This window comes from Marinimicrobium sp. C2-29, from assembly GCF_038419845.1.
In the GTDB taxonomy this organism is placed as follows: Bacteria; Pseudomonadota; Gammaproteobacteria; order Pseudomonadales; family Cellvibrionaceae; genus Marinimicrobium.
Map to the genome: position 1 here is coordinate 25498 of NZ_JBCAQT010000003.1, position 17372 is coordinate 42869.

The window sequence follows — 17372 nt, forward strand, 5'->3', positions numbered from 1 at the left end:
TGCATCCATCACGTTCCGGCGCGCGTCTTAATCATTAAGCCGTAGAACCCAGTTGTACTGAAGTGGCCTCAGATGGAGTCGCGCATGACCAGTGGGCACTCCAATTTAACTGTGCGGTTGGTGTTGGTATCGCCGGGAGACAACAAAAATTCAACTGCCCACTGGCCCATTTCCCGGTGAGGGAGCAGCACTGTGGTGAGGCCCGGATTCAAATGCTGGGCGACTTCTTGGTCGTCGTCGGCACTGGATAAGAGCAAGTATGCTTGTAGGTCACATCGGCCAGCAGGTATTGCAGCAGGCGCAAACCGTACTGGGCGCTGGTGAAGTGGTCTAATATATCTGGATACCTTCAAGACGGTTTGGTCTCAGGTAATAAAAGTTGTGATGGAGCGGGACGTGGGAATCGTTGGGGATCTGGTCAAGCTGGAGAGCCGCTTTCAAGCCCACTACCTAGAAACCAAGGGGCTGACTTGGCGGATCACCAAAAATACTCCTGCCAAGTTCGGAGAAGATGCGAAAAGTTTACAGTCGCTGGCCGGATGCCCGCCAGGCGACGATGTATCCGTACGAATAGCCCAGCACTGTATATTCGGAAAAGCATTCGGAAAATGGGTTTTGTAAGTGAAGGCTAACCCCAAAGCCTAATAAGAGTGGGGTGGCTGACGGGGTTCGAACCCGCGACCACTGGAATCACAATCCAGGGCTCTACCAGCTGAGCTACAGCCACCATTGTCTGCAAGTTGTCATTCGCGGCACTTGTGCCGAGGGCGCGTACTGTACCGAAATCGGTCAGTAAGATCCAGTGGCGCGCCCGGCAGGACTTGAACCTGCGGCCACCCGCTTAGAAGGCGGGTGCTCTATCCAGCTGAGCTACGGGCGCATGGCTGGGAAAGATCTCGCAGGCGAAAATGGTCGGAGTGGAGGGATTCGAACCCCCGACATTCTGCTCCCAAAGCAGACGCGCTACCAGGCTGCGCTACACTCCGCTGTTGACCGGACGCCGTCATTCGCGAGGTGCGCATAATACCCATGGATGCTGACCCCGTCAACGGAAAAATGGCGGGGAGTGTCTCCAGTTGGTTTCGCCATCGGCTGGCTCTTGTGTCCCGGGGGCGGGCTCGTCAGAATAGTGCGATTACTGTTCGAGGAGAAATCATGCAAGAGAACGAGTTGAAGCCGGCGGAAGATCTGGGTACCTCCATGAAACTGGGCATGCGTCGCTGGGCCTCCGGTGTGTCGGTGCTGTCCACCCGGGATGAGTCCGGGGAGCGGCACGCCATGACCGTGTCCTCCATGACGTCGGTCTCCGATAATCCGGCGTCGCTGCTGGTGTGCGTGAATACCCAGGTGGCGCTCGAAGGGCACCTGTCGACTCCCGGGACCCTGTTTGCGGTCAATGTCCTCTCCACGGAGCACAAAGCCATCTCCAACCGATGCGCCGGCTTTGAGGGCGAGAAGCCGCGCTTTGATATTGGGCAGTGGCGGGACGGCCCGCGAGAGGTCCCGTACCTCGAAGACGCCCAGGCAACTTTTTTCTGCCAGTGCGATCAGGTCATGACATATGGGACCCACCATATTGTGGTGGCGCGTATTGTGGATGTGAAGTTGGGCCCTTTGTCTATCGATCCTCTGTTATATATAGATGGCGGCTATGCCTCTCTGGGAAAAGATTGAGCCAAAACGGACTCACGGCGACGGGGTGCTGTCGCCAAAAATGACTAAAAGCGGGCGTTGTGACGCCGGTTTTTGCCTCAAAAACGTTTCATCTTACGCTTGCTTTGTGAATCTTTTGTGGCTACGGGAGTTGTGCGGTTAAGGTCCACTAACTGTTTTATGCACACTGTCGGTGCGAGGTCTGTCAACCCCATCGACACCTTACAGAAAAAGCATCCCGATGCCTGTTGACTTATGTAACATATTGATAAATAAGGGAAAATCTGGCTAGGTTATTTTTTGGACAATCTGAGCACCTGTCAGAGATAATGCGGCTTAGAGACAGTTTCCCAAAATGTATCCACTAAGTTATCCACAGAAAATGTGGACAATGGAATTATGAATTTTTCGGGACAGTCCGGGCGGGTCGAAGCGGTTTGTCCGCCGGTCACGGTCCGGACTCATGGTTACGGCTACACTATAGGTCGTTAGCTCCAGCGGAGCGCGCTTTTGACGTACTAATGCAGGATGGATATAACGCTATGACAGACGCTTTGACCCTGACCGTTCTGGGGGGTGGCAGTTTTGGCACCGCCATTGCCAACATTATCGCCGGCAATGGTTATTCCACCTATTTGTGGATGCGCAACCCGGAGCGGGCGGCCGAGGCTCAGGCGCAGCGGGAGAACCAACAGTACCTGCCCGGCCATCGCCTGGTGGATAACCTGGAGGTCACGTCGGACCTGGAGCGGGCCGTCAGCCGGAGTGATCTGGTCTTTGTCTCCATCCCCAGCCACTCCTTCCGCGCCGTGACCCGGCAGATAGCCCCCTTGTTGCGCCCGGGCGCCATGGTGGTCAGCACCGCCAAGGGGATCGAGCCCGAGGGCTTTACCCTGATGAGTCAGATCCTCGAGCAGGAACTGCCCCAGCACCCGATCGGGGTGCTCAGTGGCCCCAATTTTGCCAAGGAAATCGTCTCCCGGCAGCAGACGGGCACGGTGATTGCCAGCAGTGATGCCGCCCTGGTCGCACGGGTACAGTCCTGCCTGCGCTCGGAAACCTTTCGCGTGTACGCCAATCACGATCGCTATGGCGTGGAGCTGGGCGGTGCGCTCAAAAACATATACGCTATCATCTGTGGGATGGCAGCGGCGCTCGGGGCCGGGCACAATACCCAGGCGATGCTGTTGACCCGCAGTCTTGCGGAAATGGGGCGCTTTGCCAGTGCCATGGGCGCCAACCCGATGACTTTTCTCGGACTGTCCGGGGTGGGGGATCTCATTCTCACCTGTACCTCCGATCTCAGTCGCAACTATCGGGTGGGGTATGCGCTAGGCCAGGGCGAACCGCTGGAGGATATCATCAGTGGTCTGGGTCAGGTGGCCGAAGGCGTCAATACACTGCGTCAGGTCAAGCAGAAGGCCGATGAATTGAATGTCTATATGCCGCTGGTGACCGGATTGTATGCGGTGTTGTTTGAAGGCGAAGCGATAGCCGACGTCGCCCGCAAGCTGATGCTGGGCGAACAGAATCACGATGTTGAATACATGGGAGCTGACTGATGGACGCTGAAACGCTGAAAACGAATATTACCTCCGGGGATCACTGGTTGCGGTTGCTGTATATGGTGCTGTTTGCAGTCCTGCTTTATTTTGCCGGTGTGGTCATGGTGGTCGTGGTAGTGCTGCAGTTCCTGTTTGCGCTGCTCAGTGGTCACCCCAACAATAATCTGCGCCAATTTGGCGAATCGCTCTCCCGTTACATATTTCAGGCGCTGCAATTTTTGACCTACAGTCGCGAGGAGAAGCCGTTTCCGTTCAGCGACTGGCCCGCCAGTGACGACGAACTTGCGCCTGTGGAGTCGGGCACTGCGAAAACCACCCGATCAGCACCGCGCCGAAAGAAGCGAACCGCCAAAGCGAAAACCGCACCCAAAACGGCAAAGGCGACAAAAGCGCCTGACTCGGACACCGCCGCTGGCGATCGATCGCCCGGTGACGACATTGACAATGATAAGCCGGTTTAAGGCAGCTGGCAGCTGAGAGGCGAGCCCAATGAAACTGTTTGTAATGCGCCATGGCCAGGCCGAAGCCCGTGCGGCCAGCGATGCCGAGCGCGCCCTGACGGCGCGCGGGCGACGGGATGTAAAAAAGATAGCTGACGGCTCGGCCTCCGAATTGCTCGAGCTGGAGCAGATCTGGGTCAGCCCGTTGCGCCGGGCCCAGGAGACGGCCGCCGTTGCCATGGAGGCGCTGGATTGGGGCTCTGAGCCCATAACAACCGCCTTGCTGGAGCCGGGCTCGGATGTCGAGGCTTTGCGTGAACAATTGCGTGAGTCCGACTACGAGTGTCTGCTCCTGATCGGCCATCAACCTCTGGTGGGCGCGCTGATTGAGCACTTGAGTGGCGCAGAGCCCGGGCGTTATGCCATGGGCACCGCCTCTCTGGCCTGCCTGGACGTCGAGTGGGCCGCCTCGGGCCTGGCCGAGGTGCAATGGCTTCGCCATAGCGACGGCTGATAACCGGCGGGTGCGGGAGGATAGGAGTGTTCCTGGTGATTAAACGTCGGTCGGTGGCGTTCGCTCGTCTTTTGCGGGTCGTGGTGTCTGTTGTCGCTGTCGTGCCGGGATTCGTGTGGGCTCAAGCCGATGGCTCCGCATCAGCGGCACCGGTCAACATACGCTATCCGGAGCTGGGCGGTGGATCAGACCGTCGGAATGACTACTATGTGGCGGCTTTGAAGCTGGCATTGGAGAAAAGTGAACAGCGGTATGGCGGTTACCGACTGAGGCCCAATACCATGGACGCACCCCAAGAGCGTCTTCTGCGTCTGATATCAACCGGGGAGTCGCTCGACGTCATGTGGAGTATGACCACCCGGGAGCGGGAGACATATCTGCGGCCGGTGCGGATTCCGTTGTTAAAAGGCTTGATGGGCTATCGGGTCCTGATAGTGCGCGCTGAGGACCGGGAGGAGTTTGCGGCGATACGACACAAAGAGCAGCTCGCAGAAAAAGTGGCCGGGCAGGAAAGTGACTGGCCGGATACCAGGATTCTGCGCGCGAACGATCTGCCCGTGACCACTGCCGCTTACGAGAAACTGTTTACCATGCTTCAGCACGAGCGGTTTGACTACTTTCCGCGGGCCATCAATGAGCCCTGGAGCGAAATCGAACAGCATTCAGAGCTGGACCTGATTGTGGAAGAACATTTACTGCTGCACTACCCGACGGCCATCTATTTTTTTGTGCACAAGGATAATGCGGCCCTGGCGGAACGTCTGGCATTCGGGCTGAAAGCGGCCCAGGCTGACGGTAGCTTCGATCGGCTGTTTTACAAACACCCGGAAAATGCCAGAGCCTTCTCCGCCAGTGACCTCCTGTCCCGGCGCATACTCTCGCTGGAGAACCCCCTGTTGCCGGATGCGACGCCGCTCGATAACCCCGACCTCTGGTGGCATCCAGGTATCAGCCAGGCCAAGCGTCGAAAGAGCGATCACTGATGGCGGAGGAGCCTCTGGTAACCCCGACGGAGCGTCGGTTCAATGCCAATGGTATGGAGTTGGCTGCCCAGCAGTGGGGCCATCCGGGGCAGCGGCCGGTCATGGCTCTGCACGGCTGGCTGGACAATAGTGCCAGTTTTGCCAGGCTCGCGCCCCAGTTGCCGGACAAGCACATCGTCGCGCTGGATCTTGCCGGTCACGGTCGCAGCGGGCACCGACCCGGCACCGGACCCTACAATATCTGGGAGGATGTAGCCGATGTCTTTGCCGTCGCCGATCAGTTGGGGTGGGAGCGCTTTTCGTTGCTGGGTCACTCGCGCGGCGGCATCATCGGCATGCTGGCGGCGGGGACCTTTCCCGAACGCATTGGTCAGCTCGCCGCCATTGAAGCATTATGGCCGGAGAAGCATCAATGCGAAGATGCGCCCCGCCAGCTGGCGCGCTCAATTCGCGAGATCCAGGCCCTGACGGAAAAACCGATGACCCTGTATCCGGATATCGAACGTGCAATCAAGGCGCGGGAACGTGGTCTCTTTCCCCTCAGCCATGGAGCGGCGCGGGCGTTGACCGAGCGCGGACTGGAGCCCGTTGCCGGTGGTTATCGCTGGAGCAGTGATCAGCGTCTGTTGGCCCCCTCGGCCCTGAAGCTGACCGAGGCGCACTTCCGGGCGTTTCTGGATCGCTCCACGGCGTCGTTTTGTATGTTGCTGGGCCGGGAGGGGGTGCCCAAACTGTTCGAGCACTATCGCGACGCCCTGGCCCTGTTCCCTGAGCGTCTGCAACTGGAGCTGCTGCCCGGCGGCCATCATCTGCACATGGAGGCCCAGGCGTCGAGTGTCGCGACGATTCTGCAGTCGTTTTTTCATGAGCCCGATTGAAGGCACACCTGGTTGAGTCTTTGTTCGCGGAATGTTCGTATAGTAATGGCGATTCTTTTGATCTTTGCGTGAGGTGGTTCTGTTGAGGGTATGGTTTCGTTTGGTGAGTGTGCTGATTCTGATGCTGGGGGCGCTGACGGCTCGCGCTCAGAGTCAGTCTCCCGGTTTTCTCGGTATCGACAATTTCCCCAATGCCCGGGAGATGGTCCGGGAAGTGAAAAAAGACACCCGCTATAACCTGGTGCTGGGGACCTTCAAAAAAACCGGGGGCACCTGGACCCCCGATCGCGAGCGCCGGGTTAGGGGCGATGTCCAGCGTCGGACGCTGGAGTTGCCGGATGATTTTTCGGCGCGCGAGGCCTATGACTTCTATCTGGAGCAGCTCGAGCAATACCCGTTGCGCGAATTATTTGTCTGTCGCGAGCGCGAGTGTGGCGGCAGTATCAATTGGGCCAACAACCACTTTGGGGTGATTCAGCTCTATGGTCTGGATCAGCACCAGTATTATGGCGTGTACGAAATCGCCCGGGATGAGGCGGTCTACTATGCCAGCCTCTATGCTGTCAGGCGCGGCAACCGGCGGGTCTATGTGCAGCTTGACCTGGTGAAGGCGGCGGGCAATGAAGCGTCCGCAATGGCGGCCAACCCCGAGACGCTGGGGAGCCTGCTGCGCGACGAGGGGTATTTCGTCTTTCCGGGGGTCGAATTGACCGGGTCGGCACAGGACTGGACGCTGTCGCTGCCCGAGGCACACGTTGAGGCGCTGGTAGCACTGCTTGAGCGGGAGGGGGACTGGAGTGTGGCGCTGGTGGGCCACGATTATGGTGCCGGTGATCTCGATCAGCAGCGCGCCGATTCGCTCGCCTACGCAAAACAATTGCGTGCGACGCTGGTCGAGGCGGGAATTGACGAAGATCGTCTGTATGTCCACGGTCTGGGAGGGCTTGCCCCGGCTGGCCGGGGCGATCGAAGCGCACGCATAGAAGTGGTGCTTCTACCCGAGGACTAGCCGGAGGAAGCTATCGGGCCGTGCGGCCCACTAGCGCAGCAGCGATAAAAACTCGCTGCGCGTCGCCTGGTTGCTGCGGAAGCTGCCCAGCATGGCGGACGTCTTCATCACAGAGTTCTGTTTTTCCACGCCGCGCATCATCATGCACATGTGCCGGGCTTCGATGATGACTCCGACGCCGGAGGCGCCGGTAATTTCCTGCACCGACTCGGCGATCTGCACGGTCAACTGTTCCTGAATCTGCAACCGGCGGGCGAACATGTCGACAATGCGGGCCACCTTGGACAGGCCCAGCACGTGCCCGGTGGGAATATAGGCCACATGCGCCTTGCCGATAAACGGTAGCAGGTGGTGCTCGCAGAGCGAGTAGAGTTCAATGTCCTGCACCATGATCATTTCGCTGGAATCGGACGGAAAGAGGGCGCCGTTGACCACCTCTTCAAGGCTCTGCTCATAGCCCTTGGTCAGGAACTGGAAGGCTTTGGCCGCCCGCTCGGGCGTGTCGGCGAGCCCCGGACGATCCAGGTCTTCGCCAATACCTTCAATAATGCGGGCAAAATGTTCTTTCATGGTCTTGTTCCTCAGTCCCGGTAGGGTATGAGCCTCAGTCTTCTCGGAAGGGCGGTTACCCTACGCCAAGGCTCTGATTTGGTAAAGTGTTTTTTACGCCGGTCGGGCTGGGGCGGATCAGGCCCGGAGCAAGAAAAAACGGTACAATGCGCTGCGTTTTTCAGCATCGACAAGACCACTGACAATCAATGGGAGTACCCTTTTTGTGACTGAACCTGGCTCTGTGACGGATCCTCAGGCTAGCTCTGAATGGGCGCCGCTGACGACAATCCGCGATTTTATTCGTTGGGGGGCAAGCCGGTTCAGCGCGGCTGGGCTCTATTTTGGCCACGGAACCGATAACGCCTGGGATGAGTCGGTCCAGCTGGTGCTGCACACGCTGCACTTGAGCGTGCAGGACAGCCGACCGGAATGGCTGGACGCGCGCCTCACTCTCAGCGAGCAGCAGGCGGTCGCGCGGATGTTTGACCGACGCATTGATGAGCGAGTGCCGGCGGCCTATCTCACCGGGGAGGCCTGGTTCGCCGGGTTGAAATTTCACGTGGATTCACGGGTGCTGGTGCCGCGCTCGCCCATTGCCGAACTGATCGAAGCGGGGTTTGAGCCCTGGCTGGAGCGAGAGCCCGAGCGTATTCTGGACCTTTGTACCGGCAGCGGCTGCATCGGCATTGCCTGCGCCTATGCGTTCGAGCAGGCGCAGGTGGAACTGAGTGATATCTCGCCCGAGGCGTTGGCGGTGGCACGTGAGAACATTGCACTGCATCAGCTGGCTGATCGGGTGGCCGCCGTGGAATCGGATCTGTTTTCCGGCCTGGCCGGTTGCGAGTATGACCTCATCGTCAGCAATCCCCCTTATGTGGACGCCCGGGATCTGGCCGAGATGCCGGCCGAGTATCACGCTGAGCCAGCCCTGGGCCTGGCCTCCGGTGACGATGGTCTGGATTTTACCCGCCGTCTGCTGGCCCAGGCCGCCGACCACCTGTCCGAGGACGGCCTTCTGGTGGTCGAGGTGGGCAACTCCCAGCGCGCGCTGGAACAGGCCTTTCCTTCATTGCCGATGGTGTGGGTCGAGTTCGAGCGGGGCGGGCACGGCGTGTTCGTGTTGCCGGCCAGCGCGCTGCGGGCTTATTCTGGGGTATAATTTCAGTCATTCTTTATCGCCCTTCATTCATCCAAAGGTTTTGGAACCGTTTATATGTCCGGCAACAGTTTTGGCAAGCTTTTTACTTTGACTACCTTCGGCGAGAGCCACGGTGCGGCTCTGGGCGCGACGGTTGATGGCTGCCCACCCGGGCTGGCGCTATCCGAGGAAGATCTGCAGCTCGACCTGGATCGGCGCAAGCCGGGCCAGTCGCGCTATACCACTCAGCGCCGGGAGGCCGATCAGGTACGGATTCTCTCGGGCGTGTTTGAAGGCAAGACCACGGGCACGCCCATTGGCCTGCTGATCGAAAATACCGATCAGCGCTCCAAGGATTACTCCAAAATCAAGGAACAGTTCCGTCCGGCGCACGCGGACTATACCTACCACCACAAATACGGCCTGCGTGACTACCGGGGCGGTGGGCGTTCTTCGGCGCGGGAAACCGCCATGAGAGTGGCCGCCGGGGCCATTGCCAAGAAATACTTGCGCGAGCGCTTCGGTATCGAGGTACGCGGTTATCTGTCACAGCTGGGCCCGATCGCCATCGAGAAAGTCGACTGGGATCAGGTGCGTCAGAACCCCTTTTTCTGCCCCGACGTCGACAAAGTGTCGGAGATGGAAATCTACATGCAGGCCCTGGCCAAAGAGGGCAATTCGGTCGGTGCCAAAATTACCGTGGTCGCCAGCGGTGTCGGACCGGGCCTGGGCGAGCCGGTTTTCGACCGTCTGGATGCCGATATCGCCCACGGTCTTATGAGCATCAACGCCGTCAAGGGCGTGGAAATTGGGGCCGGTTTCGAGTCGGTCTCACAGAAGGGGACCGAGCACCGGGATGAGTTGACGCCCGAGGGTTTTCTGTCCAACAATGCTGGCGGCATTCTGGGGGGCATCTCCTCCGGACAGGACATCGTCGCCCACCTGGCGCTCAAGCCGACCTCGAGCCTGAGAGTGCCGGGACGCAGCATCGATGTACACGGCAACCCCGTCGAAGTGGTGACCACCGGCCGTCACGACCCCTGCGTGGGCATTCGGGCCACTCCCATTGCCGAGGCCATGCTGGCCCTCGTCCTGATGGACCACAGCCTGCGACACCGCGCGCAGAACGCGGATGTTCACACTGATACACCGGTAATTCCCGCCGAACCCGGATAATCGTTTGGCATTGTCGGGCCTCCGGCTGGAGGCCCGTCGCCGGACCCGGATCAAATGATGGCAGACGCGCCGGTTCGCCCTTCGCTCTACGGGTTTTTCTGCCTACACGGTTTCATCAGGAGGCGCCTTCATGCAAGACCTGACCCTGTCGCTGATTCAGACTGACATCATTCCCGATAACCCCGAGGCCAACCTCGATCGCTACGAGCCGTTGCTTGAGCAGGCGCGACAGGCGGGCCAGGGCAGAGGCAGCGATCTGGTGATTCTTCCCGAGGTGTTCACCACCGGGTTCAGCGCCACCGCTCGCGATCACGCCGAGCGCGAGGGCGGGCGCGCTTATGAGTGGCTGGCGCACTGGGCGAAAAGCCTGGATGCGGTGGTCACCGGCTCGCTGGTGGTTGCCGAGGGCGATGGTCATGTGAATCGGCTGGTCTGGATGTCGCCGGACGGGCACTACCAGCAGTACGACAAACGCCACCTGTTCCGTATGGCGGGAGAGCACAAGCGCTATAAGGCCGGACAGAAGCGGTTACTGGTGGAGCTCAAGGGCTGGCGGATTCTGCCAATGGTCTGCTATGACCTGCGCTTTCCGGTCTGGAGCCGCAACCGCAACGACTACGATCTGGCTCTCTATGTCGCCAATTGGCCGGGTGCACGCTCGCTGCATTGGCGGCGGTTGCTGCAGGCTCGAGCCATTGAGAATCTGAGTTTTGTCGCCGGGGTGAATCGCATCGGTCTCGACGAGAAGGACCAGCACTATACCGGTGACAGCGCGATTTTCGGACCGGCCGGGGAAGCCATTCTCGATGCTGAAGATCGGGCTGGGTGTTTTAGCGGGGTGTTGAGCGCGGAGCGCCTGACGCACTACCGGGAGTCCTTTCCCGCGTATCTGGATGCGGACGAATTTGACCTAAAAGTGTAGGGTCACCGCGGCATAGGGACCTTTCAGGTCGATGTCGGCGGTCACGTCTTCATTGATTTCCAGGTTCATCTGGCGATAACCGACCTCTACCCCGAGATCGAGAGCCAGGGTTTCGACAAAGCTGTACGCGACATTGACGCTCAGGTCTGTCAGGTTATTGTCGTCGTAGCTGACGAAGTTACCCTGTGCTCCCGCCGATAACCCGGTAAAAGGCAGGTCAAACTGGGCTTTGCCGTAGGCCATGGGAAGAGCCTCATCGAGATCGACAGACTGCTCGGTGAAGCTGCCCTCGGCGGTGACGTAACCGTCAAACTGGCGGACGGTCACGCCCAAATCCAGGCTGACCCAGTTGTCCAGCAGCTCGTAGTAGAGGGTGAAGTCGGTATGGGTCAGGTCCACATCCGAGTCAATCTCGTCGCCGGCGGTAAAGGTCTCACCGTCGATACGGAAGGTCTCTTCCACCCGGCCAGTCTGCTGGCTGCTGATGCTGGTGTGCTGAATGCGTGCATTGGGGATTAGCGGAATGGGGTGCTCAAACGCCACATAGAAATAATTGTTGTCGCTTTCGTTCATTCCCAGGTCGGACACGTCGACGTCGAAGTCGGGATCGCCCAACTGGCCGGAGTAGTCGCTTTGCCACTGGCCGGCGCCGGCGTACACGCCGAGAAAATCGGCCGAGGCGAGAGGTGCAGCCAGCAGTAAACCACTTGCGAGCATCACTTTTTTCATAACATCTGTTCCCGTCTTTGAATGGGTGAGTGGAATGGCCGTTATCTTAGCAGACGTGACCACAAAAAGTGTGACGGAGTCGCCGTCAGCCTTTGAGCAGCTGCAAAAACACCCGGGCAGCGTTGTTCAGACTGCGCTGCTTGTGGTGAATCGCCCCCAGACTGCGGGTGATCGGGGGGTGATCCAGTGTCAGCGGGTGCACCTGGCCGTCACTGAGCAATGTCTGGGGCAGTACGCCCCAGCCCAGACCAATCGAGACCATCATCTTCAGCGTGTCCAGGTGGTTGGTCACCATACCGACCTCCAGTGCCAGCTGCCGCTCGCTGAACAGAGCCTGCACCAGTTGCGTGGTGTAGGTATTGGTGTCCGGCAGAATCGCCTGCCAGGGGCTCAAATCGGCCAGGGTCAGTGGCGCACGCTGAGCCAGTGGGTGATTGTGGGCCGTGACAAAATGCAATTGATCGCGCCAGATCACGTCTTCAGCGATCCGCTGGTCCGATTCCGGTGCCAGTGTGATGATGCCCAGGTCGAAACGCCCCTGAAGGACTTCCTCGTACGCCTGCTCCGAGTCCAGAAAGTGCAGATCCAGCTTTACCTCCGGATAGCGCTCGGTGAAGTGCCGCAGGATCGGCGGCAAACGGTGCAGGCCGATATGGTGGCTGGTGGCGATGCTCAATTGGCCGCGCACTTCGCCGCGCAGATCGGCCACCGCGCGCTGGGCATCGGCCACCTCCTGCAAAATCCGTTTGGCGTTGGGGAGCAGTGAACGGCCGGCCTGGGTCAGGGAAATCTGGCGCCCGATCCGGTCGAACAGCGGGCTGTCCAGCTGTTGCTCAAGCGTGGCGATGCGTTTGCTGATGGCCGGCTGGGTCAGGTGCAGACGCTGCCCGGCGCTGGAAAATGAACCGGTTTCGGCCACGGCGACAAAGGCCTGCAGGTGTTGGGTATCCATGTGAGTCAGTTTTAATCATTCCAATGTGGAATGCAATAGATAAAAATTATAAATTTGTTTTATTGGTGTCCCGCCCTTAAAATAGCCCTACATTGATTGATCCACTGGACTAGAATTGCTATGAGCGCACGAACATTGTACGACAAACTCTGGGACGCCCATCTCGTGCAAAAACGCGACGATGGCTCCGCGTTGATCTATATCGACCGGCACATCATTCACGAAGTGACCTCGCCCCAGGCCTTCGAGGGCCTGCGTCTGGCCGGGCGCAAGCCCTGGCGGGCGGACTCCATTCTGGCCACGCCCGATCACAACGTGCCCACCACCCTCAAGGAGCGCTCCTCGGGCAACTCCGGTATTCAGGATCCGGTGTCTCTCATCCAGGTGCAGACCCTGGACGACAACTGCGACGAGTACGGCATCACCGAGTACAAGATCAATGACAAGCGTCAGGGCATTGTGCATGTGATCGGCCCGGAGTCCGGCGCCAGTCTGCCGGGCATGACCATTGTCTGTGGCGATTCTCACACCGCCACCAACGGTGCTCTGGGTGCCCTGGCTCACGGTATCGGCACCAGCGAGGTGGAGCATGTGATGGCCACCCAGTGCCTGGTGGCCAAGAAAATGAAGAACATGTTGATTAAGGTGGATGGCGAGCTGGGTCTCGGCGTGACCCCCAAAGACGTTGTCCTGGCGATCATTGCCAAAATCGGCACCGCTGGCGGCACGGGCTACGCCATTGAATTTGGCGGTGAGGTTTTCCGCGCGATGAGCATGGAAGGACGCATGACCGTGTGCAATATGGCCATTGAGGCCGGTGCCCGGGCGGGCATGGTGGCCGTGGATCAGACCACCATCGACTACGTCAAAGGCCGCCCCTATGCGCCCAAAGGCGACCATTGGGAAATGGCCGTGGCGTCCTGGCGCGACCTTAAAAGTGACGAAGGCGCGCATTTTGACAAAGTGATCGAAATGCGCGGAGAAGAGATCGAGCCGCAGGTCAGCTGGGGCACTTCGCCGGAAATGGTGGTCTCGGTACACGACAGTGTGCCGGACCCGCAGGCCGAGTCCGATCCGGTCAAGCGCGAGAGCATGCAGCGGGCGCTCTTTTATATGGGCCTCAAAGCCGGGCAGCCGATGCAGTCCATCCATCTGGATCGGGTGTTTATCGGTTCCTGTACCAACTCGCGCATTGAGGATATCCGCGCTGCGGCGGCGGTCGTCAAAGGCCGGTACAAGGCGGCCAATGTGAAAGAGGCCATGGTGGTGCCCGGCTCAGGCAGTGTGAAAGCCCAGGCCGAAGCCGAGGGGCTGGACAAGATCTTTACCGATGCGGGCATTGAATGGCGCGAGCCGGGCTGCTCCATGTGCCTGGCGATGAACGCCGACAAGCTCGGGGCGGGGGAGCACTGCGCCTCCACCTCCAACCGCAACTTCGAAGGACGCCAGGGTTACGGCGGTCGCACGCATCTGGTCAGCCCGGCCATGGCAGCAGCAGCGGCCATTGCCGGACACTTTGTCGATGTGCGCGAATTCACCGGACAGGCCCAGGCCAAAGGAGCACAGGCATGAAGAGCTTTACACAGATGACCGGGTTGGTTGCCCCGATGGATCGGGCCAATGTCGATACCGACATGATCATTCCCAAGCAGTTTCTCAAGTCGATCAAACGCACCGGCTTTGGCAAGAACCTGTTTGACGAGCTGCGCTATCTGGATGAAGGGCAGCCGGACCAGAGTTGTGAGGGGCGTCCCCTAAACCCGGATTTTCCGCTCAACCAGTCGCGTTATCAGGGTGCGACCATCCTGCTGACCCGGGAAAATTTTGGCTGTGGTTCCAGTCGCGAGCACGCGCCCTGGGCGCTGGATGATTATGGTTTCCGTTGCATCATCGCGCCCAGCTTTGCCGAGATTTTCTACAACAACTGTTTCAAGAACGGCCTGCTGCCCATTGTGCTGGACGCGGACATCGTCGAGCGGTTGTTCCAGCAGATGTACGCGGAAGAAGGCTATCAGCTGACCGTGGATCTGGAAGCACAGACGGTGACCACGCCCACGGGAGAGGTGTTTGAATTCGAGATTGACGAGTTCCGCAAACACTGCCTGCTCAATGGTCTGGACGATATCGGTCTGACTCTGGAGCACGCCGAGGCGATCAAGGCCTATGAAGCGCAGCGGCGCAAAGAGGCGCCCTGGCTGTTCGACGGGTTGAGATAGTGGTTGTTGGCACAGAGGCGGCTGCCGGGCGTGAAGCCGCTCGTGGTGTCAAGAAGCCAAACGAACTGAAAATACTCAGACAATATTGAAGGAGTTTCATTGTGGGAAAACAGATTCTACTGCTCCCCGGCGATGGCATCGGCCCGGAGATTGTGGCGGAAGCCAAAAAGGTTCTGGATCGGGTGACCGTGCAGTTCGGCCTCGACCTGGCTTTTGACGAGGACCTGATGGGCGGCTGCTCCATTGACGCCCACGGCGTCCCGCTGACCGAAGCGGCGCTGAACAAGGCGCGCCAGTCCGACGCCATTCTGCTGGGCGCCGTGGGCGGGCCGAAGTGGGACAAGCTCGATCGGGCCATCCGTCCCGAAAAAGGCCTGCTGACAATCCGTTCCTCACTGGAACTCTATGCCAACCTGCGCCCGGCCATGCTCTACCCACAGCTGGTGGAGGCTTCAAGCCTGAAGCCCGAGGTGGTTTCCGGCCTGGACATCCTGATCGTGCGCGAACTCACCGGCGGTATCTATTTTGGTGAGCCGCGCGGTATCCGCACTCTGGAAAATGGCGAGCGGGAAGGGTATAACACCTATAAGTACTGCGAGAGCGAGATTGAGCGCATCGGCCGCACCGCCTTTGAGATGGCACGTAAGCGCAACAAAAAGCTATGCTCGGTCGACAAGGCCAATGTGCTGGAGGCGACCATGCTCTGGCGCGAAGTCATGGAGCGTCTGGCCCCGGAATATCCCGACGTTGAGCTGTCCCATATGTATGTGGATAACGCCGCGATGCAGTTGGTCCGGGCTCCCAAACAGTTTGATGTGGTGGTCACCGGCAACATGTTCGGCGATATTCTGTCCGACGCCGCCGCCATGCTCACCGGCTCCATCGGCATGTTGCCCTCGGCATCACTCGACAAGAACGGTCGGGGCATGTACGAGCCCTGTCACGGGTCGGCGCCGGATATTGCCGGACAGGGCATTGCCAACCCGCTCGCCACCATTCTGTCGGTGGCCATGATGTTGCGCTATTCTCTGTCCATGACCGAGGCGGCCGATGCCATTGAAGCAGCGGTGGGGCGGGTGCTCGACCAGGGGTTGCGCACCGCCGATATCGTGACTGAGGGCAGCCGCCAGGTGTCCACCTCGCAGATGGGCGATGCGGTGGTTGAGGCTCTGAAAGACGGATAGCCAAAGTAGGCCCGTCGATTCAGGCGGGCGGAAAAAGAATTCACACACTTGCAAAGAGAGAGACAGATTATGAAAGTAGGTTTTATTGGATGGCGCGGCATGGTCGGTTCGGTACTGATGGAGCGCATGCAGGCCGAAAACGATTTCGCGGACATCGAGCCGGTCTTCTTCTCCACTTCCAATGCCGGTGGTCAGGCCCCGGCTGTGGCCGATGGCATTCCGCCGCTGAAAGACGCCTTTGATCTGGACGCGCTCAAGGCGTTGGATGCGATTGTGACCTGTCAGGGCGGCGACTACACCAGCGACGTTTTTCCCAAGCTGCGCGAGGCCGGCTGGAAAGGTTACTGGATCGATGCGGCCTCAACCCTGCGGATGAAAGATGACGCGGCGCTGGTATTGGACCCGGTGAACCTGGATGTGATCCAGGACAGCATCGCCAAGGGCGTCAAGAACTATGTCGGGGGCAACTGCACTGTCAGCCTGATGTTGATGGGCCTGGGCGGTCTGTTCCGCAATGGTCTGGTGGAGTGGGTTTCGGCCATGACCTACCAGGCAGCCAGCGGTTCCGGCGCCCAGAACATGCGTGAGCTGCTCAATCAGATGGGCACGCTGCGCGATTCAGTCTCCGATGAGCTGGCCAATCCGTCCTCGGCCATTCTGGACATCGATCGCAAAGTGGCCGCCAGCATGCGCAGCAGCGATTTCCCGGTGGATCACTTTGAGTTCCCTTTGGCCGGCAGCCTGCTGCCGTTCATCGACAAGCAACTGGATAACCGTCAGAGCAAGGAAGAGTGGAAAGGGCACGTGGAAACCAACAAGATTCTGGGTCGCAGTGACAACCCCGTCCCCATCGACGGTATCTGCGTCCGGGTTGGTTCCATGCGCTGCCACAGTCAGGCACTGACCATCAAAATGAACAAGGATGTGCCGCTGGATGAGATTGAAAGCATGTTGGCCGAAGCCAACCAGTGGGCCAAGGTGGTTCCCAATGAGCGCGATGCCACTTTGCGTGACCTGACCCCCACGGCTGTGACCGGCAAGCTGGATGTGCCTGTGGGGCGCCTGCGCAAGATGAACATGGGCCCGCAATACCTCTCGGCCTTTACCGTCGGGGACCAGTTGCTCTGGGGTGCGGCCGAGCCTCTGCGTCGGGTGCTGCGTATCCTCAAGGAGGCCTGATTTGGCGTCTTGGCGGGTTTGATGAAACCCCACCAGACCCGGTCTGGTGGGGTTTTTGCCAAAAAAATCCCCCGTTTTTGTGCAGCGGTGCAAAGAATGTATAAAAACATGCCAAAAAGTCCGGGTGGGTTCTGGCTAAAGTGTTGATAAAAAGCTATTTATAATGAATACTTACAGCCATTAGTGAAGAATTATTCTAGGTTGTACTCACCTGCATAACCATTCGGGTTCGCAGTGCCTTCTAAATCGACGGGAGAGTCGGTGACTTCAGTCGGGCACAAG

Annotated in this window: 18 protein-coding genes and 3 tRNA genes; 14 read left to right on the plus strand and 7 right to left on the minus strand. The window is 59.2% G+C overall.

Translation table 11 applies throughout. The features are described from left to right. Positions 1-68: 68 nt before the first annotated feature. From AAE484_RS17445 to AAE484_RS03650, 4 genes are all read right to left on the minus strand, one after another. Positions 69-353 (minus strand): substrate-binding domain-containing protein, encoded by a 285-nt coding sequence (locus AAE484_RS17445; protein ID WP_445928825.1) that lies wholly within the window; start codon positions 351-353, stop codon positions 69-71. 298 nt (positions 354-651) lie between these two features. Beyond that, a tRNA-His gene (locus AAE484_RS03640) sits at positions 652-727 on the minus strand. A gap of 76 nt (positions 728-803) precedes the next feature. After that, positions 804-880: transfer RNA gene (locus tag AAE484_RS03645), tRNA-Arg, on the minus strand. A gap of 29 nt (positions 881-909) precedes the next feature. Beyond that, a tRNA-Pro gene (locus AAE484_RS03650) sits at positions 910-986 on the minus strand. A gap of 169 nt (positions 987-1155) precedes the next feature. Between AAE484_RS03650 and AAE484_RS03655 the strand changes: the two genes are divergently transcribed. The 7 genes from AAE484_RS03655 (at position 1156) to AAE484_RS03685 (ending at position 7042) form a co-directional block, all read left to right on the plus strand. Next, entirely contained in the window at positions 1156-1674 is a 519-nt protein-coding gene (locus AAE484_RS03655) for a flavin reductase family protein (RefSeq protein WP_341936976.1), read from the plus strand. Positions 1675-2195: 521 nt separating this feature from the next. Continuing rightward, positions 2196-3215, plus strand: coding sequence for an NAD(P)H-dependent glycerol-3-phosphate dehydrogenase (locus AAE484_RS03660; RefSeq protein ID WP_341936977.1), 1020 nt, complete (start codon positions 2196-2198; stop codon positions 3213-3215). Further along, complete coding sequence (locus AAE484_RS03665) at positions 3215-3679, plus strand: DUF4389 domain-containing protein (RefSeq protein WP_341936978.1); 465 nt, start codon at positions 3215-3217, stop codon at positions 3677-3679. Before AAE484_RS03660 ends, AAE484_RS03665 begins: the two co-directional genes overlap by 1 nt. 28 nt (positions 3680-3707) lie before the next feature. After that, positions 3708-4172, plus strand: a complete 465-nt coding sequence (gene sixA, locus AAE484_RS03670; protein WP_341936979.1) for a phosphohistidine phosphatase SixA — start codon at positions 3708-3710, stop codon at positions 4170-4172. Between the two features lie 35 nt (positions 4173-4207). Further along, entirely contained in the window at positions 4208-5155 is a 948-nt protein-coding gene (locus tag AAE484_RS03675; RefSeq protein WP_341936980.1) for a diguanylate cyclase, read from the plus strand. Next, on the plus strand, positions 5155-6033 hold the full coding sequence (locus AAE484_RS03680; RefSeq protein WP_341936981.1) for an alpha/beta fold hydrolase: 879 nt from the start codon (positions 5155-5157) through the stop codon (positions 6031-6033). The genes AAE484_RS03675 and AAE484_RS03680 overlap by 1 nt, the downstream gene beginning before the upstream one ends. 103 nt (positions 6034-6136) lie before the next feature. Continuing rightward, on the plus strand, positions 6137-7042 hold the full coding sequence (locus AAE484_RS03685; protein ID WP_341936982.1) for a DUF4892 domain-containing protein: 906 nt from the start codon (positions 6137-6139) through the stop codon (positions 7040-7042). Between the two features lie 30 nt (positions 7043-7072). Here AAE484_RS03685 and folE read toward each other — a convergent pair whose 3' ends face one another. Further along, complete coding sequence (gene folE / locus AAE484_RS03690; protein ID WP_341936983.1) at positions 7073-7612, minus strand: GTP cyclohydrolase I FolE; 540 nt, start codon at positions 7610-7612, stop codon at positions 7073-7075. Between the two features lie 205 nt (positions 7613-7817). On the opposite strand from folE, the gene prmB reads away from it, so the two are divergent. From prmB to AAE484_RS03705, 3 genes are all read left to right on the plus strand, one after another. Next, complete coding sequence (prmB, locus tag AAE484_RS03695) at positions 7818-8753, plus strand: 50S ribosomal protein L3 N(5)-glutamine methyltransferase (protein ID WP_341936984.1); 936 nt, start codon at positions 7818-7820, stop codon at positions 8751-8753. A 54-nt stretch (positions 8754-8807) separates the two neighbouring features. Continuing rightward, a complete protein-coding gene (aroC, locus tag AAE484_RS03700; RefSeq protein ID WP_341936985.1) occupies positions 8808-9908 on the plus strand; it encodes a chorismate synthase in 1101 nt (366 codons plus the stop codon). Between the two features lie 130 nt (positions 9909-10038). Then, positions 10039-10830 (plus strand): amidohydrolase, encoded by a 792-nt coding sequence (locus tag AAE484_RS03705; protein ID WP_341936986.1) that lies wholly within the window; start codon positions 10039-10041, stop codon positions 10828-10830. On the opposite strand, the gene AAE484_RS03710 is transcribed toward AAE484_RS03705, so the two are convergent. Both AAE484_RS03710 and AAE484_RS03715 read right to left on the minus strand, forming a co-directional pair. Beyond that, positions 10819-11559: a TIGR04219 family outer membrane beta-barrel protein gene (locus AAE484_RS03710; protein ID WP_341936987.1), complete on the minus strand. Its 741-nt coding sequence runs from the start codon at positions 11557-11559 to the stop codon at positions 10819-10821. The two genes, AAE484_RS03705 and AAE484_RS03710, sit on opposite strands and share 12 nt — an antisense overlap. Before the next feature lie 85 nt (positions 11560-11644). Beyond that, positions 11645-12511 (minus strand): LysR family transcriptional regulator, encoded by an 867-nt coding sequence (locus tag AAE484_RS03715; RefSeq protein WP_341936988.1) that lies wholly within the window; start codon positions 12509-12511, stop codon positions 11645-11647. 120 nt (positions 12512-12631) lie between these two features. Here AAE484_RS03715 and leuC point away from each other — a divergent pair, with 120 nt between their 5' ends. The 4 genes from leuC to asd all read left to right on the plus strand — a co-directional run bounded on the left by leuC (position 12632) and on the right by asd (position 17090). Further along, complete coding sequence (gene leuC / locus AAE484_RS03720) at positions 12632-14083, plus strand: 3-isopropylmalate dehydratase large subunit (RefSeq protein ID WP_341936989.1); 1452 nt, start codon at positions 12632-12634, stop codon at positions 14081-14083. Next, positions 14080-14727 (plus strand): 3-isopropylmalate dehydratase small subunit, encoded by a 648-nt coding sequence (gene leuD / locus AAE484_RS03725; RefSeq protein WP_341936990.1) that lies wholly within the window; start codon positions 14080-14082, stop codon positions 14725-14727. Before leuC ends, leuD begins: the two co-directional genes overlap by 4 nt. A gap of 101 nt (positions 14728-14828) precedes the next feature. Further along, positions 14829-15911 carry a 3-isopropylmalate dehydrogenase gene (gene leuB, locus AAE484_RS03730; RefSeq protein ID WP_341936991.1) on the plus strand — a complete coding sequence of 361 codons (1083 nt, stop codon included), beginning with the start codon at positions 14829-14831 and terminating at the stop codon, positions 15909-15911. Between the two features lie 69 nt (positions 15912-15980). Then, on the plus strand, positions 15981-17090 hold the full coding sequence (gene asd, locus AAE484_RS03735) for an aspartate-semialdehyde dehydrogenase (protein ID WP_341936992.1): 1110 nt from the start codon (positions 15981-15983) through the stop codon (positions 17088-17090). Positions 17091-17372: the final 282 nt, after the last annotated feature.